This window comes from Ruegeria sp. CJ2, from assembly GCF_056536745.1.
This window is the reverse complement of record NZ_JBQFQF010000001.1, coordinates 217080-239229: the sequence shown is the minus strand read 5'-3', so window position 1 is coordinate 239229 and position 22150 is coordinate 217080. Positions and strand designations below refer to the sequence as shown.

At 57.5% G+C, this 22150-nt stretch carries 24 protein-coding genes and 1 pseudogene; 11 read left to right on the top strand and 14 right to left on the bottom strand.

Annotated elements, in window-relative coordinates:
• Window positions 1-9 precede the first annotated feature (9 nt).
• From ACR0MS_RS01180 to ACR0MS_RS01165, 4 genes are all read right to left on the bottom strand, one after another.
• Entirely contained in the window at window positions 10-393 is a 384-nt protein-coding gene (locus ACR0MS_RS01180; protein WP_480568051.1) for an NADH:ubiquinone oxidoreductase subunit NDUFA12, read from the bottom strand.
• A gap of 79 nt (window positions 394-472) precedes the next feature.
• The gene (locus ACR0MS_RS01175; RefSeq protein WP_480568049.1) at window positions 473-847 is read right to left on the bottom strand and encodes a Rid family hydrolase; all 375 of its coding nucleotides are present in this window, start codon (window positions 845-847) and stop codon (window positions 473-475) included.
• A 60-nt stretch (window positions 848-907) separates the two neighbouring features.
• Window positions 908-2173, bottom strand: coding sequence for an ATP-dependent Clp protease ATP-binding subunit ClpX (clpX, locus tag ACR0MS_RS01170; RefSeq protein ID WP_480568047.1), 1266 nt, complete (start codon window positions 2171-2173; stop codon window positions 908-910).
• A 134-nt stretch (window positions 2174-2307) separates the two neighbouring features.
• Window positions 2308-2940, bottom strand: a complete 633-nt coding sequence (locus ACR0MS_RS01165; protein ID WP_039970058.1) for an ATP-dependent Clp protease proteolytic subunit — start codon at window positions 2938-2940, stop codon at window positions 2308-2310.
• Window positions 2941-3290: 350 nt separating this feature from the next.
• Here ACR0MS_RS01165 and ACR0MS_RS01160 point away from each other — a divergent pair, with 350 nt between their 5' ends.
• On the top strand, window positions 3291-3632 hold the full coding sequence (locus ACR0MS_RS01160; RefSeq protein WP_480568045.1) for an ArsR/SmtB family transcription factor: 342 nt from the start codon (window positions 3291-3293) through the stop codon (window positions 3630-3632).
• A 276-nt stretch (window positions 3633-3908) separates the two neighbouring features.
• The gene (locus ACR0MS_RS01155) at window positions 3909-4046 is read left to right on the top strand and encodes an entericidin A/B family lipoprotein (RefSeq protein ID WP_480568043.1); all 138 of its coding nucleotides are present in this window, start codon (window positions 3909-3911) and stop codon (window positions 4044-4046) included.
• Between the two features lie 1112 nt (window positions 4047-5158).
• Here the strand turns inward: ACR0MS_RS01155 and ACR0MS_RS01150 are convergent.
• The 5 genes from ACR0MS_RS01150 to lepA form a co-directional block, all read right to left on the bottom strand.
• Window positions 5159-5608: a hypothetical protein gene (locus tag ACR0MS_RS01150; protein WP_480568041.1), complete on the bottom strand. Its 450-nt coding sequence runs from the start codon at window positions 5606-5608 to the stop codon at window positions 5159-5161.
• 184 nt (window positions 5609-5792) lie between these two features.
• On the bottom strand, window positions 5793-6278 hold the full coding sequence (locus ACR0MS_RS01145) for a hypothetical protein (RefSeq protein ID WP_480568039.1): 486 nt from the start codon (window positions 6276-6278) through the stop codon (window positions 5793-5795).
• 117 nt (window positions 6279-6395) lie between these two features.
• A complete protein-coding gene (locus ACR0MS_RS01140) occupies window positions 6396-6575 on the bottom strand; it encodes a CTP synthetase (RefSeq protein WP_480568037.1) in 180 nt (59 codons plus the stop codon).
• Between the two features lie 744 nt (window positions 6576-7319).
• A complete protein-coding gene (locus ACR0MS_RS01135; RefSeq protein WP_480568033.1) occupies window positions 7320-8039 on the bottom strand; it encodes a DUF4238 domain-containing protein in 720 nt (239 codons plus the stop codon).
• Between the two features lie 10 nt (window positions 8040-8049).
• Complete coding sequence (gene lepA, locus ACR0MS_RS01130) at window positions 8050-9849, bottom strand: translation elongation factor 4 (RefSeq protein ID WP_480568031.1); 1800 nt, start codon at window positions 9847-9849, stop codon at window positions 8050-8052.
• Window positions 9850-10266: 417 nt separating this feature from the next.
• Here lepA and ACR0MS_RS01125 point away from each other — a divergent pair, with 417 nt between their 5' ends.
• From ACR0MS_RS01125 to ACR0MS_RS01110, 4 genes are all read left to right on the top strand, one after another.
• Window positions 10267-10626, top strand: coding sequence for a tetratricopeptide repeat protein (locus ACR0MS_RS01125; RefSeq protein WP_480568029.1), 360 nt, complete (start codon window positions 10267-10269; stop codon window positions 10624-10626).
• Between the two features lie 51 nt (window positions 10627-10677).
• Window positions 10678-11229 carry a hypothetical protein gene (locus ACR0MS_RS01120; protein WP_480568027.1) on the top strand — a complete coding sequence of 184 codons (552 nt, stop codon included), beginning with the start codon at window positions 10678-10680 and terminating at the stop codon, window positions 11227-11229.
• Between the two features lie 141 nt (window positions 11230-11370).
• On the top strand, window positions 11371-11679 hold the full coding sequence (locus ACR0MS_RS01115; protein WP_480568025.1) for a hypothetical protein: 309 nt from the start codon (window positions 11371-11373) through the stop codon (window positions 11677-11679).
• Window positions 11680-11745: 66 nt separating this feature from the next.
• Window positions 11746-12687, top strand: a complete 942-nt coding sequence (locus tag ACR0MS_RS01110) for a LysR family transcriptional regulator (protein WP_480568023.1) — start codon at window positions 11746-11748, stop codon at window positions 12685-12687.
• Here ACR0MS_RS01110 and ACR0MS_RS01105 read toward each other — a convergent pair.
• A pseudogene (locus tag ACR0MS_RS01105) lies at window positions 12684-13127 on the bottom strand (low molecular weight protein-tyrosine-phosphatase). The gene ACR0MS_RS01110 and the pseudogene ACR0MS_RS01105 sit on opposite strands and share 4 nt — an antisense overlap.
• A gap of 28 nt (window positions 13128-13155) precedes the next feature.
• On the opposite strand from ACR0MS_RS01105, the gene ACR0MS_RS01100 reads away from it, so the two are divergent.
• Both ACR0MS_RS01100 and ACR0MS_RS01095 read left to right on the top strand, forming a co-directional pair.
• A complete protein-coding gene (locus tag ACR0MS_RS01100) occupies window positions 13156-13851 on the top strand; it encodes an NAD-dependent deacylase (RefSeq protein ID WP_480568592.1) in 696 nt (231 codons plus the stop codon).
• 64 nt (window positions 13852-13915) lie between these two features.
• Window positions 13916-14524 (top strand): DUF308 domain-containing protein, encoded by a 609-nt coding sequence (locus ACR0MS_RS01095; RefSeq protein ID WP_170484635.1) that lies wholly within the window; start codon window positions 13916-13918, stop codon window positions 14522-14524.
• A 78-nt stretch (window positions 14525-14602) separates the two neighbouring features.
• Here the strand turns inward: ACR0MS_RS01095 and ACR0MS_RS01090 are convergent, their stop codons facing one another.
• The 4 genes from ACR0MS_RS01090 to meaB form a co-directional block, all read right to left on the bottom strand.
• A complete protein-coding gene (locus ACR0MS_RS01090; RefSeq protein WP_480568021.1) occupies window positions 14603-15070 on the bottom strand; it encodes a copper chaperone PCu(A)C in 468 nt (155 codons plus the stop codon).
• 44 nt (window positions 15071-15114) lie between these two features.
• Window positions 15115-15510, bottom strand: coding sequence for a hypothetical protein (locus tag ACR0MS_RS01085; RefSeq protein WP_480568019.1), 396 nt, complete (start codon window positions 15508-15510; stop codon window positions 15115-15117).
• 364 nt (window positions 15511-15874) lie between these two features.
• Window positions 15875-16162 (bottom strand): 50S ribosomal protein L28, encoded by a 288-nt coding sequence (rpmB, locus tag ACR0MS_RS01080; protein WP_039532366.1) that lies wholly within the window; start codon window positions 16160-16162, stop codon window positions 15875-15877.
• A 163-nt stretch (window positions 16163-16325) separates the two neighbouring features.
• The gene (gene meaB / locus ACR0MS_RS01075; RefSeq protein ID WP_480568017.1) at window positions 16326-17297 is read right to left on the bottom strand and encodes a methylmalonyl Co-A mutase-associated GTPase MeaB; all 972 of its coding nucleotides are present in this window, start codon (window positions 17295-17297) and stop codon (window positions 16326-16328) included.
• 228 nt (window positions 17298-17525) lie between these two features.
• On the opposite strand from meaB, the gene hrpB reads away from it, so the two are divergent.
• From hrpB to ACR0MS_RS01060, 3 genes are all read left to right on the top strand, one after another.
• The gene (gene hrpB, locus ACR0MS_RS01070; RefSeq protein WP_480568015.1) at window positions 17526-19958 is read left to right on the top strand and encodes an ATP-dependent helicase HrpB; all 2433 of its coding nucleotides are present in this window, start codon (window positions 17526-17528) and stop codon (window positions 19956-19958) included.
• 161 nt (window positions 19959-20119) lie between these two features.
• Window positions 20120-20578 (top strand): NUDIX hydrolase, encoded by a 459-nt coding sequence (locus ACR0MS_RS01065; protein ID WP_480568013.1) that lies wholly within the window; start codon window positions 20120-20122, stop codon window positions 20576-20578.
• Window positions 20579-20669: 91 nt separating this feature from the next.
• Complete coding sequence (locus ACR0MS_RS01060) at window positions 20670-22148, top strand: inorganic phosphate transporter (protein WP_480568011.1); 1479 nt, start codon at window positions 20670-20672, stop codon at window positions 22146-22148.
• Window positions 22149-22150 lie beyond the last annotated feature (2 nt).

The window sequence follows — 22150 nt, the reverse complement described above, 5'->3', positions numbered from 1 at the left end:
GCGCCTCGCTTATTCTGGAGTCCAAGCCTCATAGTCCGAACGCTCAACCGGGTCGGGTCGGCGCAGCGAACCTGCAGGTGCATAGGCAAGAGCCGTCCCTGTCAAATTTTCCTGATGCGGTTTTTCCCAGGATTTATGCTGCAACGGCTTGTCCGTCGGCGGCTCATCCCAGGTCCGGTGCAGCCATCCATGCCAGTCAGGGTCGATCCGGCTGGCTTCGGCCTCACCGTTAAAAATAACCCAGCGTTTGCTGTCGTCGGAATTGCGATAGAAAACATTGCCCTCGTTATCTTCGCCAACCTTCACTCCCTTACGCGCGGTATAAAGCTGCGTATTCAGAGTGGCCCCGTTCCACCAGGTTACGGCCCGCAAAAGACTATTCAGGATTCCCATCGTCTGCCTCCGGTATTTCTGCTCCCGCAGATATGGACCAAAGGCTCGCCAAGGTCCAGTGCCACTAAGACCGCAGCCCCTATTCCGGCAAAACTGCGGTCACTTCGATTTCAATGCGATCCTCAGGAGTGATGAGATTGCATTCGGTGACTGTCGCCGCTGGGGGATTGGCTCCGAATGCCTCAACCAACAAGGGCCAGCACAGTTCAAATTCACTCATATCGGGCAGGTAATAGTTCACACGAACCACATGTGCGAAATTCGTCCCAGCCTTAGCCAGCGCTTTTTCTATTGCATCCAAAGCGGACTTGCACTGACCAACTATATCTTTGGGAATGTTGTCGCCCTGTGCACAGGTTCCGGAGACAAAGACAACCCCATTCGCAACCACGGCGCGGCAGTATCCGACTTTGGCCTCAAATTCTCCGCCAGAAGAAATACGTCTAATCGCCATACCGCCCTCATGAAAAACGGCGCGGGGGAACCGCGCCGCATGTGTCCAGAAACTTTGAATTTAACCGGCCGAGGCAGACTCGGCCGCATCCGCGTAGATGATCAGCGGTTGCGAGTCGGAAGACACCGCTTCTTCGTTCACAACGACCTCGGTCACGTTTTTCAGACCCGGAAGTTCGAACATCGTATCCAGCAGAATATCTTCCAGAATAGACCGCAGACCACGTGCACCGGTTTTACGCTCAATCGCTTTCTTGGCGATCGCTTTCAACGCGTCATCCGTGAAGGCAAGCTCGGCGTCTTCAAGTTCGAACAGACGCTGATATTGCTTGACCAGAGCGTTCTTCGGCTTGGTCAGAATGGTCACCAGCGCATCTTCGTCCAGATCTTCCAGCGTCGCCAGAACGGGCAAACGACCAACAAATTCCGGGATCAGGCCGAATTTCAGCAGGTCTTCGGGTTCCAGATCCTTGAATATCTCCCCAACGCCGCGTTCATCATTGTCGCGCACGTCTGCCCCAAAGCCCATCGCCGAGCCCTTGCCGCGCTGTGCGATAATCTTGTCCAGACCAGCAAACGCACCACCGCAGATGAAAAGGATATTCGTCGTGTCCACCTGCAGGAATTCCTGCTGCGGATGCTTGCGACCGCCCTGCGGCGGCACGCTGGCCACGGTGCCTTCCATCAGTTTCAGCAGCGCCTGCTGTACGCCCTCGCCCGATACGTCACGTGTGATCGAAGGGTTCTCGGACTTGCGGGTGATCTTGTCGACCTCGTCAATATAGACGATGCCGCGCTGCGCACGCTCGACATTATACTCTGAGGCTTGAAGCAGCTTCAGAATGATATTCTCGACGTCCTCGCCCACATAACCGGCTTCTGTCAGCGTGGTTGCATCCGCCATTGTGAACGGCACATCCAAAATCCGCGCCAAGGTCTGCGCCAGCAACGTCTTGCCGCAACCGGTCGGACCAATCAGCAGGATGTTGGACTTGGCCAACTCAATGTCGCCGCCCGCTTTCTGGGCATGGTTCAGGCGTTTGTAGTGGTTGTGAACCGCAACAGACAGGACCCGCTTGGCCGTTGCTTGGCCAATCACATAGTCGTCCAGAACCTCACAAATATCCTTGGGCGTTGGCACGCCGTCCGAGGACTTCAGACCGCTGGCCTTGGTTTCCTCGCGGATGATGTCCATGCACAGTTCGACGCATTCATCACAGATGAAAACTGTGGGTCCGGCAATCAGCTTGCGTACCTCATGCTGGCTCTTGCCGCAGAAGCTACAGTAGAGCGTGTTCTTGCCGTCACCGCCTGAATTCGTCGCCATGTTCTACCTTTCGGGCTTCGTCCCTACGGCCCGCTTTGGGCCGTTCTTGCCGCTTGTGTCTGCAGCTTAGGCCACCACCGGGGCGGCTACAATGTCAAAAATGTACCCTGCGCCTTTAACGCAGGGACCATATTTTAGGCCTCATCGCCATCCATTTTGGCGCGATTTTCGACGATTTCGTCGATGTGACCCCAGTCTTTTGCCTCTTCCGGGCTCATGAAGTTGTCACGATCCAACGCTTTTTCAACCGCCTTTTTCGTCTGCCCCGTATGGCGTACGTATATGTCATACAGGCGATCTTTGAGTTTTTGCGTCTCGGCCGCGTGAATCATGATATCGCTCGCCTGCCCCTGATAGCCGCCGCTGGGCTGGTGAACCATGATCCGGCTGTTTGGCAGTGAAAAGCGCATGCCCTTCTCGCCACCGGCCAGCAAAACAGACCCCATGGAGGCCGCCTGACCGATCACCAATGTCGAACATTTCGGCTTGATATACTGCATTGTGTCGTAAATCGACAAACCGCTGGTCACGACACCACCGGGCGAGTTGATATAGATCGAGATTTCCTTGTTCGGGTTTTCCGCCTCAAGATGCAGCAACTGCGCAACGACCAGATGGCTCATTCCGTCGTGGATCGGACCATTGATGAAAATGATCCGCTCTTTCAGAAGGCGCGAGAAAATGTCGTATGCGCGTTCCCCACGGCTGGTCTGCTCAACAACCATCGGAACGAGCGTATTCATATAGGTATCAACGGGATCGAACATTAGGAACCTGCCTGTCTTGCTATGGATCGGGATACTACCCGAAGAAACATTACCCGAGTCTTAGTGTCGGCACCGAGGGGCTGCAAGGGGGGGTGCATACTTATGCCTTGCACGTGTTGAATTCACTCGCAGGGCAATCTGCAACCATTCGGCCCTGACGCATGAATTCAGCCTTGCAAGTCGCAACCCGCTCGGTGGGATGTCAGGCTGGCAGGCTGACTTTTTCTCATCACGTCATTTTGATTCTTACGTATAGAAATACGTTGTCAAAATAGGTAAGGCGTCCGCTCTTGGCGGCAATAATGAACCCGCCAACCACTTACAGGCCCGGCCCCAAAAGGAAGACATAGATGGCACTACCTGAGATTTCACAGGATTCATTTTCTGAAAACCTCGAACGCGTCGCAGGAAACGCTGCTCGCGCGTCCAACTTCCTAAAGGCGATCAGCCATGAAGGTCGGCTATTGATCCTGTGTCATCTGGTATCCGGTGAGAAGTCGGTCACGCAGCTTGAAGAACTACTATCCGCCCGCCAAGCGGCAGTCTCGCAGCAGTTGTCGCGCTTGCGCCTTGAAGGGTTGGTGACACCCCGCCGCGAAGGAAAAGCTATTTTCTATCGGCTGGCAGATGACCGGCCGCGCCGCATGCTGGAAGTCGTCTATGAGCTTTTCTGTACCGAAGAAACAGCCTGACGCGGTTGCGCGGCTGAGCGCCTAATAAAACATTCGACCGGCGCTGGCGTTCCGTGCTTCGGCAAACGACCTTTCCGACGCATTTCATGGGCTTCTGGGTTTCCTTTTGACCAGCACTCTGACATGCCTCACGGACCTTCCGTTCCACCACGCCGATCTCATGGACAGCGGTCCATTTTGTGTCTGTCCGACCAGCCCCACAACCGTCAGCAAAACGCTGGTTTCAGCATTGGAAAACTGCTACGCAAGTCGAAATTAACACCTATGGAGAAAGCAATGATCCGCACAATTCTGCTTGGATTGACCTTGTTTGCACTGACTGCCTGCGAAACGGCAAAAGGCGTTGGACGCGATATTGAAAAAGCGGGCGATGCTATTTCGGATACGGCCACTGACGTACAACAAGCCCTTTGACCGCAACCATTATGTTGCGCCAAGGCGACACATAGCCCCTAGATATGGTTGATACTCTGGGCCTTCCGCGTTATCATTCCCTCACAGGTGCATAGACGCGGCATTGCATTTCTGACACGACTTCGGGGTTCTTGCGCAATAGCAAGAACCCCGATCCCATCATAAAGGGGGACAGAGTGGCAGCCTGTGAATTCCCGGGAACCCGAAAAAGGAAAAGGCGTCAGGTGCGCAGACGCGGTCTTTGCATGTGCCCGTGTGGACACCCCTGACGCCTTGCCGGGTCGACACGCCCGAGGGACGTCCCGATCCAGTTGTCACAGCCCAACCAAGGACCGCGACTGCCGCTCAGCGCCTGCGGACGCCTTGCAGCACGCATTGACCTTCTGAGAAGTTGATCAAACGATCCGAGCCTCGGCTCAACTCGATCAATCATCTACCGGTAAGCCTTTGTGAACGCTGGAATATCCTAAGATATACCGCCTTCCACTCAGACCCCCTTGGCCTTTGCGTCCCGCCGTGGCTCCTAAGAACCGCTGCGGTAAGCTGACTGTTACATTCAGGCTGTAGCCCGACAAGAAAATAGCACTGCAGCATGAAAATTAGCCGTGGATAACATGTTGATATCCGCAGGGAGCGTTTTGTGGACAACTCAAGAAAACGCGCCCGAACGCAGGTTTGATCGTGGAAAAGTTCAGACATTAAGGAAGGGCCGAAATTTTGGTCGTTTCTGCAGGTGCAAACATCTGCAAACATGAAAGTGAGGTGTAAATTTCAACTTTCAGACACGCGCGCCCTCGAATCGACCCTAAGGGATTCGCCTCAAATGAGCGTCACACAAAGGGAACCGGGGCCGGGCAGCAACTCTGCAACCGTCTGCAAAGCGGCGCTGAAGGTCGCCAGATCCGAAAAACCCAAACCATGGAACGCCGCATTCCAGCTTGGGTTGACCCGGACCCTGTCGCAGACGGCGGAATTACCGCCCGACCCGTCTCCTCCCTGCGGAGACGTTGGTTCCGTTTTTGAGAAGCGCCCGGCCCGGGCGGGATTACTTATTACGTACTGCGAGCAATCGCAGCCAGTACCCCCTACAGCCCAACCGGGCCGGAGTCGCTTCAGTTCACCTGACGTTCCAGAACGGTGCTGTAGGTCGTTCCGTTTCTCAGGCTACGGAAATCCGCAAAAATCTTTCCCTCTTCATACCGGGCGTCGATCAGCGCATTTGCACCGATCACCAAGGGTAAGGTTTCGACAATCCCGATCTTGCCGGACCCATCCAGGCTTATTGTCCCGGTGGCCTCGTTCTCGTTCCAATCCGTGTCGCCGTCCCGACGCCACAGGCTCGGCCCCCAAAAGACGTTGTCTTCCTGCACCTGTACGTCCAGCATCCACTCGGCCTTGTTGAAGCGCGGCTCGGTCCCGCGCTGCATATGCGTGGGCTGTACGGTCGTATAGGTCCCTACCCATGTGCCGCGCAGATCGGGCGTGGTATCGGCCATCGCAGCCGTTCCAAGAGTGAGTGTCGTGGCCAAAGCAACTGCTCCGGCAGTCATGTATCTGGTCATGGGCTCTCCTCCCAAAGGTCTGGGCCGTGTCCGGCGTGCTGAACAGATTGGAAGGAAGAAGGCCGGTTGCAACCAACCTAAGGGAAACTTCATGAAGGGTTTAGGTGGCGCATACCTGCCACGCAGCGCAAAGGGCGCTCTGACCAAAGCGCCCTTTCCCTAAGATCCTGTTAAAAATAGTAATTCAGTTCAGCTCAAAGCTACCCGAAATCGTATTGACGAATTTCTGCGTGTCCGGATCGGTGTAGGACGAAAACGTGCCGCCCCCCGTGGCGCTGGCCCAACCGCCCGTGCCGCCGGATACCGACCAGTCGCCGGTCAATGCGCCGTCCGAACCGATCCCCGTGGCGGTCCAGCTCATCACTGCCTTGTCGCCGGAGGTTGTATCAAAGACGCAATTGCCCGCGCCCGACACCTCGGCCCCGTTGATCAGCATCGACCCAAAACACGACCCCGTCGCCCCTTCCAAAGGGTGACCGGCGGAAACCTCGAAACTGTCATAGTCGGTCTGAGATTTGATCACCGCCTGCCCGTCCGAGATGCCGAAGACCTGGTTCGAGCTTACGCCCGACCCCTTGCCGGCGGCGTCATAACTTTCGGCCATAGCAAAGGGGCTGGACAGGCCGATGGTCAGGGCTGTGATTGCGGTCGCTGTTAAGAATTTGTGCATAATAACCTCTCATTTCTGAGGGTCTTGCGTTGCAAGCATATAATCAAAAAGGCCGCCTGAACGCGGTCCCTCGGGGCGGAGGATAACACATTCCGATCTTTGCGTCTAAACCGCGCCTCAACCTTCCAGCTTGCGCGCCACCATGTATGAGGCAGGAAATGCCGCAACAAAGCCCGCAATCGCGGCGATCAGCATGGCCGTCCACGAGACATAGCCCAAGACCAAAACCGCAATCACGGCGGACCCGGCAAGGGTGGAGCCTAGAAAGATGTGAAGGATCAGCGTCAGCGGTGACATAGGGGCTTCGTGTGTTCTGAGTGTTTTTGCGGAGACTAGAACTGAGGCTGAGGGTGGTCCTTGATCTGGGTCAGGGTGTGCCGTGATCTTGAGCGCAATTTCGACGGTTGATCTGCAGAACTGAGGGGCGCGACCGACCCGAGGGGTGGCGCAAACGCGCCGCCCCATGGGAGCGGGTCGGCGCGGCCCGGCGGTGCCGCCGGGCGGGAGGTACATTTTGACTTCACAAATTGTAACTCAACTACAATCGAAACGTATGCTCCACATGCCATGCGCTACTTAGGGATGGAGTTAATTGGATATGGAATTGTGTCATTTTCGGGCTGAGTTCGCATAAAACTTGTGGAACGTGAATGGCTTCACCTTTCCTGCGACCAGCAATTCAGAATATTCTTCCGCGCAGTCCAATAGTTTTCTATTTCTTAGGTATCCAGCAGCAGTTCCAGAATCTTCGTATTTTGGTCTTGATCGGTAAGACAGAAATGAGGTGGAGAGCTTTGCCTCAATCGGCTTATTGTGAAGCCCAATCACTCCCCCTTTCCCGTGCCCTTCATCTATTCCTTCGCGGAAACGTCTATACCGAGTTCGCCTCTCGCTTTCTTCTTCTAGAACAAATTCTGACAGCTCAATCCTATGGTTAGGTGCCTCTAAAAAGTAATTCATAGAAGCGTCAACGAGGGCTGCGGTCTCGTTCTTGAAATAGACTGCGCTCATGCAATTTATGTATTGCAATCGATTTATCTTTCAAACATCGCTTAGATTGGCGAACACGGTTAGAGCATTGTCGTGTTTTGTCTTGTAGACACCGCCATCGTAAAACAACAAGCAGTACTCCGGACTAATCGGGTATATTATGAGCAATCCCGAATTTCCCAGACCAACAGCATGGGGAACTCGCTTCTGTTCACCAGCTTTGTTCGCCAAAATCACTGGACTATCCGAGGTTACGAACTCGGATCCCTTCGGAGCGCGAATCCGAACCAACATCATATCAACCAAAGCTGGATAAATCTTGACGGCTATGCGGCACATGCTCAAGTGGTCCAGAGGATCCGCCCGCAAATGATCTGGCAACCCGCTACCATCGGGTGACCCTCGCCTCACAATCTTATCGAACTCTCGGTCAATTGCGTCTCCAACTTCGCCAGCACGAGGTGTGCGATGTAGCTGAGTTGTGATAAAGCATAGGAGATGCTCGATATCTTCGTGATCAGGAAGGCGTTTCGGTACCTCGCCAGCAAATAGACCCAAAAAATTGGATACGCTGCTTTCTAGAAACCTCAGAAAATCATCAAGATGAGGCTTTTCCCCATAGAACTTTCTCTTGGAGCACTGCCCTCTAATCGGCGCTCCCGACAGCGTTCTCCTACTGTTTTTTAACGCAAGGTTTAAAGACGAACCGTCCTTGGAAAACCTCCTTAAGTAAAACTGAGGGACAAAATGCTGATTGCTATTTGCACTCATTCATTTGCCGCTAACTGTCCATCTTCAACGCTGAAATAAACGCCTCCTGCGGGATATCCACTTTCCCGAACTGACGCATCTTCTTTTTCCCCGCCTTCTGCTTGTCCAGCAGCTTGCGTTTCCGCGTGGCGTCGCCTCCGTAACACTTCGCCGTCACATCCTTGCGCAGGGCCGAGAGAGTCTCGCGGGCGATGACCTTGCCTCCGATGGCGGCCTGGATCGGGATTTTGAACATGTGGCGCGGTATCAGGTCTTTGAGCTTTTCGCACATCGCGCGACCCCGCATCTCGGCCCGGTCGCGGTGAACCATGGTCGACAACGCATCGACCGGTTCGTCATTCACCAGCACCGACATCTTGACCAGATTATCCTCGGTATAGCCGGTCATCTGGTAGTCAAACGACGCGTAACCTTTTGTTACCGATTTCAGGCGATCATAGAAATCGAACACAACTTCGTTGAGGGGAAGGTCATACACAACCATCGCGCGGGAACCGGCATAGGTCAGGTCCAGCTGGATACCGCGGCGGTCCTGGCAGAGTTTCAGCACGTCGCCTAAATATTCGTCAGGCACCAGAATGGTCGCCTTGATGCGCGGTTCCTCGATATGGTCGACCTTGGACGGGTCGGGCATGTCGGCGGGGTTGTGCAGCTCGATCATCTCGCCGTCTTTCATATAGACGTGATAGATCACCGACGGCGCGGTGGTGATCAGCTCGATATCATATTCGCGTTCGATCCGGTCGCGGATGACCTCAAGGTGCAGAAGGCCGAGGAAGCCGCAGCGGAAGCCAAAGCCCAGCGCGGCCGAGGTTTCCATCTCAAAGCTGAACGAGGCGTCGTTCAGCGCCAGCTTGTCGATCGCATCGCGCAGGTCTTCGAATTCGGCCGAGTCCACGGGGAAGAGGCCACAGAACACCACCGGCTGCGCGGGTTTGAACCCGTCCAGCGCGTCCTCGGTGCCGTTGCGGTCATTGGTGATGGTATCACCGACACGGGTGTCGCGGACCTGTTTGATCGAAGCGGTGAGGAACCCGATCTCACCGGGACCAAGCGAGTCCACCATCTCCATCTCGGGGCGGAAGACACCGACGCGGTCCACATGGTGCAGGGTGCCGTTCGACATGAACTTGACCCGCATGCCCTTTTTCAGCGTGCCATCCATGATGCGGACCAGAACGATGACGCCCAGATAGGCGTCGTACCACGAATCCACCAGCATCGCCTTGAGCGGCGCGTCCAGATTGCCCTGCGGTGCGGGCAAATGGCTGACGATGGCCTCGAGCGTCTCGTGGATGCCCTGCCCCGTCTTGGCGCTGACCTGAATGGCGTCGGTCGCGTCGATGCCGATCACATCCTCGATCTGTTCGGCCACGCGGTCACAATCGGAGGCGGGCAAGTCGATCTTGTTCAGCACCGGCACAATCTCATGATCGGCGTCGATGGCCTGATAGACATTCGCCAGCGTCTGCGCCTCGACCCCCTGGGTCGAGTCCACGACCAGCAGAGAGCCCTCAACCGCGCGCATGGACCGGCTGACCTCATAGGCAAAGTCCACGTGACCGGGGGTGTCGATAAGGTTCAGCACATATGCCTCGCCATTGTCGGCGGTATAGTCGATGCGGACGGTGTTGGCCTTGATGGTAATGCCGCGTTCCCGCTCGATATCCATGCTGTCGAGCAGCTGTTCCTTCATGTCGCGATCCTTGACCGTTCCGGTCTCTTGGATGAGCCGGTCAGCAAGGGTGGATTTGCCATGGTCGATATGCGCGACGATGGAGAAATTGCGGATATGAGCGAGGTCTGTCATGGGTTGGGGATATGTAGAGATTTTAAGGTTTGGTCAATGGATGAAAGTACACGAAAGCAGCCCCTCCGCGAACCTAGATTCAGCTAAGACCAACCCAAGATAAACTTCGCCGCGCCAAAGTGGACCAGACCAACACAGTTTGGTGGAGCCAATCGTGCCAATTGACCGAAATCACTCTTGACGAGAAGTCGGCGCAGCACACTCTTCCATAAAGTGAATTCGGCCTCTATTGTTGACCACGAGGCGGTCTCGACAACAGAGCTATTAATAGGATTTCTAGAGTTGAAACTAGGTAAGTCTCGGCTTCTCATACGTTTGGTCGCCCTTATCGCTATTGTTTTTACCGTTGACTGGATAACGCGCGAAAGACCTGAGAGTTCACTGGTCACTAAAAGCGACCCAGCGACAGAATCCTGCATGAACCGCAAGCAGGACCCGAACTTGATAATTGATGTCTGCACGGAACTGATCAATGCCGGAGTTTCCTCGTCAAAAATGCTCGCTGCCTTTCATGTGCGTCGTGGATACGCCCTGTATCGGTTAGATGAGTCCGCTGAAGCATTGGTTGATTTTAATCGGGCTATCGAACTGAACCCAAAAGACTTTCAAGCTTGGCAAGGCAAAAGCTTCGCGCTTGATGGGCTCGACGAAGATCTAGCGGCGTTGGAAGCTGTGGAACAATCCTTGGCGCTAGAACCGACTATGAGATACAGCGCGAACAGAAAATTCCGTCTCCTCACCAAGCTTAAGCGTTTTGAAGAAGCGGACGAGTACTAGTCCCAACTCATGGCAGCTTATCCAGCTTCGGAAGACCCCAGAAGGTATTGGATGCCGCAGGAACTGGGAAGAATGAGGCTTGCCCTTGGCCGACCAGAAGCTGCCGCCGAAGTGTTGAAAATCGCTGTCCTTAGCAAGCCAAGCGATCAAAAGAGCCGTGAGCTGTTCTTCCGATCATGCATAGAACTTGGTCCCGACTGCCCGATTCTTTTGCCTGACCTAGGAGTCGTTGTTGAGGAAAGGGACTGCATGACAACGTCCAACCAAGTCGCAAAGCGATTTCCGAAGTTCTGGGATTCACTTCATCCCGAGACCCCTGAAAGTAATGCAGTGCTTGAGAAGCAGGCGAACACGGCGCGAATGAAGCTCATTGAGGCTGCGTATGTTACTTATTCGACAGGCCTTCAATTGGGGGAAGACGGAGAGACCTCAGAACAAAATTTCCTTTTGTTTGAAGAACTGGTTTCTTGTGTTGAAACTGGCGACCTATTCAATCCCATTCAACGTGGCGGCCTCTCAGAAGAAGCAAAGGCCTTTCATGGGGGCATCATCCGCAAGAACATGGTCGATCTGGCTCATTACATGCAAACGAAGGCAGAGTAGTTGGGGCATTGTGGCGTTTCATGAGTATACATTCACTTTTTCGAGCCACCCAATTGATCCCGAATCCACTTTGATTCATACTCCCGCCCAGACCGAGAGAGGCGTCAGATCTCTCCGGGCAGGCAAAAACGAGGCTCGAGCATGAAACAGTTCCTCTTAATCGCAATATGCGCTGCGTCGCTGACGGCGGTGGCTCCGGTGGCAGATGCGGCTCAGATCAAACAGGCATGTCTGGCGTCCGACCGTTCGGCTGCCACGCGAGACCGGTGCAGTTGCATTCAGCGCGTGGCTAATCAGGCCCTGACACGCAGCGACCAGAAAACCGTCGCCAAGTGGTTCACCGACCCCCACCAAGCGCAAGAGCTAAAGATGTCTCAGACTGCGCGGGATGATGCCCTGTGGGACAGGTATCGGGCCTTTGGTCAAATGGCTCAGGCGATTTGCAGCTAAGCCAGCCCTACGCCTTGACCTGATCCGCCCTGCGCCCCAGAAAAGGCGCAGCGAAAGGTGTAATTTATGGTTATGAAAGGGCTTACCCTGCGCGGCCTCGAAGTGTTCGAAGCGTTGGCGCGGACAGGGTCGGTGGCGCAGGCTGCCGAGATCACAGGGCTCAGCCAGCCATCGGTCAGTCAGCAATTGCGCAATCTTGAAAATGCCTTGGGCACCGAACTGGTGGACCATGGGCGCCGCCCGATGCGGCTGACGCAGGCCGGGCGCAGTTTCCTGACCCGAACCGAGGCGGTTCTGGCCGAACTTCAAATGGCCCAGAGCGAACTGACCGTGATGGATCTTGGCCATCTGACCACGTTGTCCATTGGGCTGATCGACGATTTCGACAATGACCTGACGCCGCGGTTGGCCACGCTGCTGGCCGACAGCCTGACCCGGTCAAAATTCAAGCTGATCACGCTGCCCAGCCTTGACCTGTTCGCGGACCTCGAAGCCCAACGCCTGCACATGGCAGTATCGGCCCATTCCGGCGAGGTGCTTGAAGGCGTTGTCGAATACCCGTTGGTTCAGGACCCATTCATTCTGGTAACACCCAAAGGGGCCGCGAACGCGATGCAGGACCTGCCCTTTTTGCGCTATGCGCGGGAACAGTTGATAAGCCGTCAGATCGAAGCGCATCTGTCCCGACAGCAGCTTGAATTTGAGGAACGGTTTGAAATCGGATCTCACCTTGCTCTGATGGCGATGGTCGCGCGTGGGCTGGGCTGGGCGATAACGACTCCGCTGGGCTACATGCGTGCAGCACGTTTCCACGACGGGCTCGAGGCGCACCCAGCACCGTTTGGGGAATACGCCCGCATGATCTCGCTGTTCACCCGCACCGACTGGTCCGATCAGGTTCCGCAAGAGGTTGCAGGCATGATGCGCCGCCTCATGCGCACGCAGATCGTCGATCCAACCCTAGAGCAACTTCCGTGGCTCAGCGATCGATTGAAGGTCATGGGTTAACGTCTCAGGTACTCAGTCAGACCATCAACCGCGGCCTCAATCAAATCCAATGCGCCATCGAAATCGCGGGTGTAATACGGGTCGGGCACATGATCGGCCTCCAAGTGAGGTGCGAAATCAGTTAGCAGACGCACGGGCGTTTCATTTCCCGCCGGTCGCAGACCCTCGATATCCGAAATGTTATTCGCGTCCATACCGATGATCAGGTCGAACCTGTGGAAATCCTAGGCTGCAAACTGCCGGGCGCGCAGATCGGCTAGTGCGATCCCGCGCGCATGGGCCGCCTCTTGCATCGGGCCGTAAGGTGGATTTCCCACATGCCAACCAGCCGTCCCTGCACTGTCGCTGGCATGGTCCGGCGCGCGCGCCCGAAAAACGCCCTCGGCGGCAGGGGAACGGCAGATATTGCCCAGGCAGACAAACAGGATACGGTGGGTCATGAGCCAAGGTGTAGCGCGAAGGGCAACGATGGAAAAGATCGTCATTCTGACTGGAGCCGGGATTTCCGCGGAAAGTGGACTGGGCACGTTTCGTGACGAAGGGGGCTTGTGGTCCCAGCACCGGATCGAAGACGTGGCGACGCCCGAAGGGTTTGCCCGCGATCCCGCGCTGGTACAGGGGTTCTACAATGCTCGACGCGTGCAGGCGGCAAAAGCGGAACCGAACCTAGCTCACCGCGCGCTTGCACGCCTGCAGCAAGACTGGCCCGGAGAGGTTGTAATCGTGACCCAGAACGTCGACGGCCTGCACGAGGCGGGTGGCGCCCAAAACGTAATCCACATGCATGGTATTCTCGCCGGCGCGCTCTGTGCTGCGTGCGGCCATCGCTGGACCGCGCCGCCAGAGATGTCCGTGGGCGAACCCTGCCCCGCCTGCGCTGCCCCCTCCGCCCGGCCGGACGTGGTATGGTTCGGTGAAATGCCCTACCACATGGACACGATTTACGACCACCTGGCCGGGGCTTCGATCTTTGCATCTATCGGCACATCGGGCCAAGTCTACCCCGCCGCCGCTTTCGTACACGAAGCGGCCATGTCCGGTGCACGCACCTTTGAACTGAACCTTGAGCCATCGAGCGGGGCGTCCAGCTTCGATGATGTGATCCTTGGCCCGGCATCCGAAACCGTACCGCGATGGGTGGACGAGCTACTGGGGCAGCGATAACCGGCAGACAGAAGCCCGAATTATCGTTATGATTTAAGGTGTAACCATTCTCGAAGGGGCTCTCATGACCGATCCCAATACCCAACAAGGCGAAATTCTGGACGATCAGGGACCGGATGGCCGCGACGCACTTGGCGATCAACTGGCAGACCTGTGGTGGACCTTCCTGCTGCGCGGCATTCTGGCCGGAGTATTGGGTATCGCAGCGTTGTTCTGGCCGACGGGCAGCATCGCGCTTTTGCTCAGGCTGGTCGGGCTATTACTGGTTTTCGACGGCGGCCTGACTTTACTGGGCTTCGGACGCCGCGGCCTGATCGGGGGCGTTGGAATTGGTGCCCTTCTGATCGGCCTCATACTGCTGATCTGGCCCGAAGGTGTCGCCCGCCTGACCTTCTTCCTGCTGGGCGCATGGGCGTTGATCGTTGGGGTGGGTTCGCTGATGGCCTGGCGCCAAATGCCCGACCAGAACCCGGATGCAGCCACGGTGCGCAACTCGGGGATTGTGGCGCTGGTTATCGGGCTTGTGCTGCTGTTCTGGCCCGGCAGCGGGATGGTCGCGCTGGGTTGGGCGATCGCGTTCTCGGCACTGGCCTTCTCGGTCGTCATGTTCTTTCTCGCCGCGCGCTTCAAACGGGCCCATGACCGCATCGCAATGCGGGTTGTAAACCGCTGAGGTGCAACGCAAACAGGCCGGGATGTACCCGGCCTGACGCATGGATGACGGCCGCATCGCGGCCCGAAGACAGGCGTATTAGTTGGTGTGTGACCCGTGGCTGCCCTTACGCTCCAGATCGACAGGAATGTCGACCACGATCTCACCGGCCTTTTCGAAAACCAGCGTGACCGGCACGGTTGCGCCCTGTTCGAACGGGGCGGAAATTCCCATGAACATGACGTGATCCCCGCCACGCTTCAGCATATGAGTTTCACCCGCCGGGATGACGAACCCTTCTTCGACATGAATCATCTTGGCCACGCCGTTGGCATCAACCTGATGAGTGTGAAGCTCGACCCGTGCCGCAACATCCGATTCGACCGCGATCAACCGGTCGTCGGTCTCACCCGCGTTTTGAATCATCATGAAGGCCGCACCCGCCTTTGCAGATTTCCCCGACGAGCGCGCATAGGCGTCCTCGACGGTGATGCTATCCTGCGCCCAGGCAGCGGTTGTCAGGGTTGCTGCGGCAACAGTGGCCAGCATTTTGAATGTGAAAGACATAGCGCCTCTCCTGATTTGAGTTCTTGATAAATTGGAAAATCGTATCAAGACAAAACCGGGGGCGCGCGCGCCGGTTGTGAGGCAACTTCCCGAGAGATGAGGTCACCCAAATCACGTTTCAACGCCGGCAGCGGTTGCTTTGGCGCGTCGGGTATCGCGGTTTCTGCCACAGAAACAGCGCCCAGCACTGTCAAAGCGTAATCAGGGCAGAAATGCGGGGCCCGCGTCGGTTGCCCTTCGGCATCGACATAGACAACCACTGGGCCATTCCCGGTGCAAAGCACCATGTGCCCGACTGCAGCGTTCATCCCGCGAGAAACTGCAAAACTCTGCCCCGTCAAAATGACGAGCAGTGACAAAGCAAAGGGCAGACTTCTGATCAGAGCAGGCTTCATTCTGCCCAAGGTATAGGCCAGAGACAATTCCGGCTTCAAGCGCATTCAGGCGCTTGAAGCCTGGGGGTCTGAGGAATGTGTCAGCTATCCATTTCCGGCCGTTTGACTGCGCCTTTGGTCAGACTCGTATGCAGCCGGTTCACCTGACGTTGCATCCGAAAGCATGTCCCAAAGGTCTTGCCGAAAAATGCGGCCAAAACTGAGAAAGAATCAAAAGATTTGAAAGACATGAGGGCAAACTCCGCCAGATTAATATGCCTAAACATATTCCGATCAGAGTCAGGTGTATGTGAACAAAGTTACGTTTCAGGGGCCGATTGTGCAGAATTCACAAACATCTTTAGCCCGCGCAAAAGAAAAGGCCCTGCACCACTTGGGTCCAGGGCCAAAAATTCGCAGTCAAAAAGGATTAGGCCGAAGCTTGCGCCTTGGCGATTTCCTTTTTCACTTTCAGTGCGTTCGCGGACAGTTCTTCGTCCTTGGCTTTGGCCAGGAACGCGTCCAGACCACCACGGTGGTCAACCGAGCGCAGAGCAGCCGCCGAAATGCGCAGCTTGACGCCACGACCCAGGGTCTCGGACTGCAGGGTAACGTCGTTCAGGTTGGGCAGAAAACGACGACGAGTTCTGTTTTTGGCGTGGCTGACATTGTTGCCAGTCATCGGGCCTTTTCCGGTCAGTTCGCAACGGCGCGACATGGTTTCTTCCTTTGTTTCTGGAGGCCGGGCATACTGCCCTCGGCCAAATCACAAGGGGCGCAACCCGAAGTCGCGCCCGAAAACTGGTTGGATGCGTGTAGTGGGAATCGCCGGAAGGGTCAAGACGGGCCAGCAGAATTCTTTGACTTTACCTGTTACCCCTTCAGGCCAAGGTTGTCAGCATCTGTTCTGCCGCCGCCGCAGGGCTTATGCGGCCTTGCGAAACTTCGGCGCTCAGACGCTCCATCTCGGCCCGCGCCTGCGCTGTTGCCAGCCGCGACAGAAGCGCCGAGCGCACTTCCTGCTCGAACCAATACTGCGCCTGCACCGCCCTGTTCCTCTCCCAATGACCCGAGTCGCGACGCCATTGGGTCAGGGACTGAATTTCGGTCCACGCGTCCTCTAGCCCATGCTCCTCAACCGCAGAAACCGTCATGGCCTTGGGAAAACCTTCGGGGTCCTGAGGGCGTTTGCGTAGCAGGCGCAAGGCACCGGCGTAATCGGCGCAAGTTCGGGTGGCCGTGGCTTTGAGGTCACCATCCGCCTTGTTCACCAGGATCATATCCGCCATTTCCATGATGCCGCGCTTGACGCCCTGCAACTCATCTCCACCCGCAGGCGCGAGCAGCAGCAGGAACAGGTCGGACAGTTCGGACACAACGGTTTCCGATTGCCCCACGCCCACGGTTTCAATCAGCACAACGTCAAACCCGGCCGCTTCGCACAATGCGATCGCCTCACGGGTGCGGCGTGCGACACCGCCCAGATGAGACTGACTGGGCGAGGGGCGGATAAAGGCGGCGCGCTCGCGGCTCAGGCGTTCCATTCGGGTCTTGTCGCCCAGAATTGATCCGCCAGAGCGGGCAGAACTGGGATCGACGGCCAGAACCGCCACGCGAAGCCCCTGGCTGATCAGCATCATGCCGAAGCTCTCGATAAAGGTGGATTTGCCTACCCCCGGCGTCCCCGACAGTCCGATCCGCAGGGCCTGCCGTTCCGACCCCGCCAACTGCGCCAGCAACTCTGTCGCCTGCGCCCGGTGATCGGCGCGGCCACTTTCAACCAGCGTAATGGCACGGGCCAAAGCACGCCGGTCTCCGTTCAAAATCCTGTCTGCCAGGCCGTCTATGTCCATTTTGACCCCGATCTTTTGCGGCAGGTCTACTTGCCGCCCCAAAGGGGTGTTTGTCCAGACCATTGGGATCGAGAAATACACCCACGGCAACCTATTCGCGTCCGGGTGTTGCCTCCGATCCTCTGCCGGACGTCCGCGGGTGCCGCGTCCAACGTGCCGTCGCACAACTCAGGCCAAGGGCCGACAGGGGAACTGGACGTTGCCGGGCCATTCGCGGATAAAGCCAGCATGACACGCCTGCCCATCGACGACGCCATTCCCGATCTTATCGAGGCTTTGAAAGCCTCGGGTCGCGCCGTGTTGCAGGCGCCACCGGGTGCGGGCAAGACCACGCGGGTGCCGTTGGCGATACTGGATGCCGGGCTGTGTGACGGTCGGATTGTCATGCTTGAGCCACGCAGACTAGCCGCGCGCGCAGCGGCTGAACGCATGGCCGAAACGCTTGGTCAGCGCACTGGCGAAACGGTCGGATACCGCGTGCGTGGCGAGACAAAAGTATCCAAGGCCACCCGGATCGAGGTCGTGACCGAAGGGATTCTGACGCGTATGCTGCAATCCGAACCCGATCTTCCGGGTGTGGGCGCGGTTATCTTCGATGAATTTCACGAAAGGTCTCTGAACGCGGATCTGGGACTTGCCCTGTGTCTTGAAGTGACGGGGGCGCTTAGGGATGACCTGATCCTTATAGCCATGTCCGCGACATTGGATGCCGAACCGGTTGGACGCCTGATGAACGCCCCGCTGGTCACGTCCGAAGGCCGCAGCTTTCCGGTAGAGACGCGTTGGCTTAACCAGCCGATGGGGACACAGGCGCGACGGCTGGACGCCTTGGTCGATCTGGTCGTTCAGGCCGAACGGGAAACCGAAGGGGGAATGTTGGTGTTCCTGCCCGGCGAAGGTGAAATCCGCCGCGCTGAGGCGGCGTTGACCCGGCGCTTACCCAAAGATTGCGCGATCCGGCCGCTTTTTGGCTCAATGCCTTTCGCGGACCAACGCAAGGCGATTTCTCCGAATGATAGTGGCCGCAAGGTCGTCTTGGCCACGTCGATTGCCGAAACCTCGCTGACTATACCCGATATTCGGGTGGTCGTGGATATGGGACAGGCGCGGCGGGCAAGGTTCGATCCGGGTTCGGGCATGTCCCGCCTGGTGACGGAACGCGTCACACGCGCCGAGGCGACGCAACGCGCTGGCCGCGCCGGGCGCGTGGCCGAAGGCGTTTGCTATCGCCTTTGGTCCAAAGGCGAAGAAGGCGCGCTGGCCGCCTACCCTCCGGCCGAGATCGAAGCGGCCGACCTGACCGGACTGGCCCTGGAACTGGCCCTATGGGGTGCCGAGCCCGGCGATCTGGCCTTTCTGACCTCTCCACCAGACGGCACGATGGCCGAGGCGCGAAACTTGCTGCAGATGCTTGGCGCGCTCGACAGCAAGGGCCGTATGACCGATCATGGACGTTCATTGGCGGCGCTGCCTTTGCATCCACGCCTTGGACACATGCTGGTGCAGGCCGGGCCAGATGCCGCAGTTCTGGCGGCGCTGATGGCAGAACGGGACCCGCTCAAGGGGGCTCCGGCAGATATTCTGTTGCGGCTTGAGGCGTTGCAAGACACACGGGCCTTTCAGCGCAATCGGGTCTGGCAAGTGAACTTAGGCGCGGTAGACCGGATCAAGACCGAGGCCAAGCGGTTGCGCAACCGGGGCAGTCATTCGGACCTAAGCCCGGCGTCCATGGCCGCGCTTGCCTATCCCGACAGGATCGGACAGCGACGCAAGGGCGACGTTCCACGCTATGTTCTGTCCGGTGGCAAAGGCGTTGTGCTGGACAGCGCGGATACGCTGGCAGCAGCCCCTTACCTTGTGGTCACCGACACCGATGGAAACCCGCGCGAAGCGCGCGTGCGCATGGCCGCCCAGATTTCCGAGCGGGAAATCCGCGACTTGTTTTCGGATCAGATCGACTGGGTCGAAACATGTGAATGGTCGAAACGCGACCGGCGCGTCATCGCCCGGCGGCAAGAGCGGTTTGGCGCGATCACTCTGGATGACCGGATATGGAAAGACGTCCCAAACGACGCCATCGCCCACGCCATGCTGGACGGCGTGCGGGACCTCGGCTTGGTCCTGACCGGGGCCGCCGCGCGTCTCGCGGCACGCGTGGAACTGGTTCGGGCCGAGGGCGTCGACCTTCCGGACTTCTCGGCCCAAGGTCTGATAGAGACGGTGGAAGACTGGTTGCTGCCCATGCTTGGGGGTGTGCGCAATGCTGAAGACTGGAAGCGGTTCGACCTGCTGCCCGCGCTTCGCTCTCGTCTGGACTGGGGGCAGACGCAGGAACTGGATCGCCGCGCGCCCGGTTCTTTCGAAACCCCGCTCGGGCGCAAGGTTCCCATCGACTATGGCGGCGCGGTTCCTGAAATTTCAGTGCGTCTGCAGGAATTGTTTGGCGTCACGCGTCACCCGATTGTCGGGGGTGAGGCATTGAAGATCACCCTGCTGTCTCCGGCGCAGCGACCGATACAGATTACGCGGGATCTGCCGGGGTTTTGGGCCGGGTCTTATGCCGATGTGCGCAAGGACATGCGCGCGCAATACCCCAAACACCCCTGGCCCGAAGACCCAACGCAGGCCGACCCGACATTGCGGGCAAAACGGCGCAGCTAGAATAGGCTTTGGCAGAGAACCACCTGCCCCATCAGAAATGCCATCGCGTCGACTGCGGGCAGAGCGACGATAACCTTGCGCCAAGATAGGTGCATTGAAGATATTCCATTCCGTTGTTATGTCACACCCGCACTCGTTTCACCCTTTTGAAAGAGCCCGTTTTGACAAAATGGCTGCGAAATATCTGGGAGGAGGTCGCCAGACCTTTGTTCCTGCGCCCCCGCGGGGTGCAGTTCGCCGCCCTGTGCCTGAGGGAAACGCAAGATGGGCCTGAGGTTCTGCTGATCACCAGCCGGGATACAGGTCGTTGGGTTATCCCCAAGGGCTGGCCCATGGATGGTTTGGACGGCGCTGAAACGGCCCGGCAAGAAGCATGGGAAGAGGCCGGAGTGCGCCCCGCACAGCTTGGCCGCAGCCCTATCGGGCATTACACATACGACAAAATTCTCAAAGACGGATCGGCTCTGCCAGTTTTGACGAGCGTATTCCGGATCGACGTTCAGGAACTGGCAGATGACTTTCCCGAAGCCGGTCAGCGCACGCGCGAGTGGGTCTCGCCCCAGACAGCCGCAGACCGCGTTTGGGAGCCTGAGCTCAGTGAATTGCTGCGTCAATTGTAACAAAATCTCTACAATTTGATGACAGGACGGTTGCCCGCAAGGGCGAAACCGTTTAGCGGCGTGCGTCAAATCCAGAAAACCGATGAAACCCATGCCGAATTCGAACACCAAAACACGCTGGCAGGCTCTGGACAGCGACTTGCACCGCATTTCACGCTTTGAATCTGCGAATGTACACGTCGCGCGCCCCTTGCTTGCCCCCGGTATCGCGCTGGCATTTATCGCTGTGGCCGGACTGACAGCCGCAGTTTTGTTTGGTCAGGCCGACGGAGGGTTGATCGTCGTCGCGGCAGCGGCTTTCGGGGCTTACATGGCGATCAATATCGGCGCCAATGACGTTGCCAACAACATGGGTCCTGCCGTCGGCGCCAACGCGCTGACGATGGGAGGCGCGATTGTGATCGCCGCCATCGCCGAAAGCGCCGGGGCTTTGCTCGCAGGTGGCGATGTGGTCTCGACGATCTCCAAGGGCATTATCGACCCGGCATCGGTTCAAAACATCAACGTGTTCATCTGGGCGATGATGGCGGCGCTGATTTCCTCGGCGATGTGGGTCAATCTGGCGACGTGGGTCGGCGCACCGGTATCCACCACCCACTCAGTCGTGGGCGGTGTAATGGGCGCGGGTATCGCGGCCGCAGGTCTCAGCGCTGTTAGCTGGGGCACGATGAGTGCGATCGCCGCAAGCTGGGTGATCTCACCTGTGTTGGGCGGTGTTATTGCAGCCGGATTTCTGGCGCTGATCAAGGCAAAAATCCAGTATCAGGACGACAAGATTGCAGCCGCTCGGCGCTGGGTTCCCATTCTGGTCGCGGTTATGGCAGGCGCGTTTGCGACGTATCTGACAGTCAAAGGCCTAAAGCGGATCGTCAAGGTAGACCTTGAAATCGCTCTGCTGATCGGCTTGGCCGCAGGTGTATTGGCCTGGGCTGCCACGGTCCCTTGGGTACGCCGCAAGTCCGAAGGGTTGGAAAACCGCACAAAGTCTCTCAAGACGCTTTTTGGGTTGCCTCTGGTCATCTCTGCCACATTCCTCAGCTTCGCCCACGGAGCAAACGATGTGGCCAATGCTGTTGGCCCCTTGGCCGCCATCGTCCATGCGGCCGAGTTCGGTGACTTTGCGTCCAAAGTGACGATCCCAAGCTGGGTGATGGTGATCGGGGCCTTTGGCATTTCCTTTGGCCTGTTCCTGTTTGGCCCCAAGCTGATCCGCATGGTCGGCAGCCAGATCACCAAGCTGAACCCGATGCGCGCCTTCTGTGTCGCCTTGTCAGCAGCAATCACGGTGATTGTGGCCAGTTGGCTGGGTTTGCCAGTCAGCTCCACCCATATTGCGGTTGGCGCGGTCTTCGGGGTCGGGTTTTACCGCGAATGGCACTCGGACCGCCGGCGGAAGAACTCGAACCACCAGCGGCCACCTGAACGCCGTCTGGCTCGCGAGGAACAGAAAAGGCGCAAGCTGGTGCGGCGATCCCATTTCATGACGATCGTGGCCGCGTGGGTCATCACCGTGCCCGCCGCCGCAACAATGTCAGCAGTGATTTTCTGGATTCTGACGGCCTTTCAGTAAGG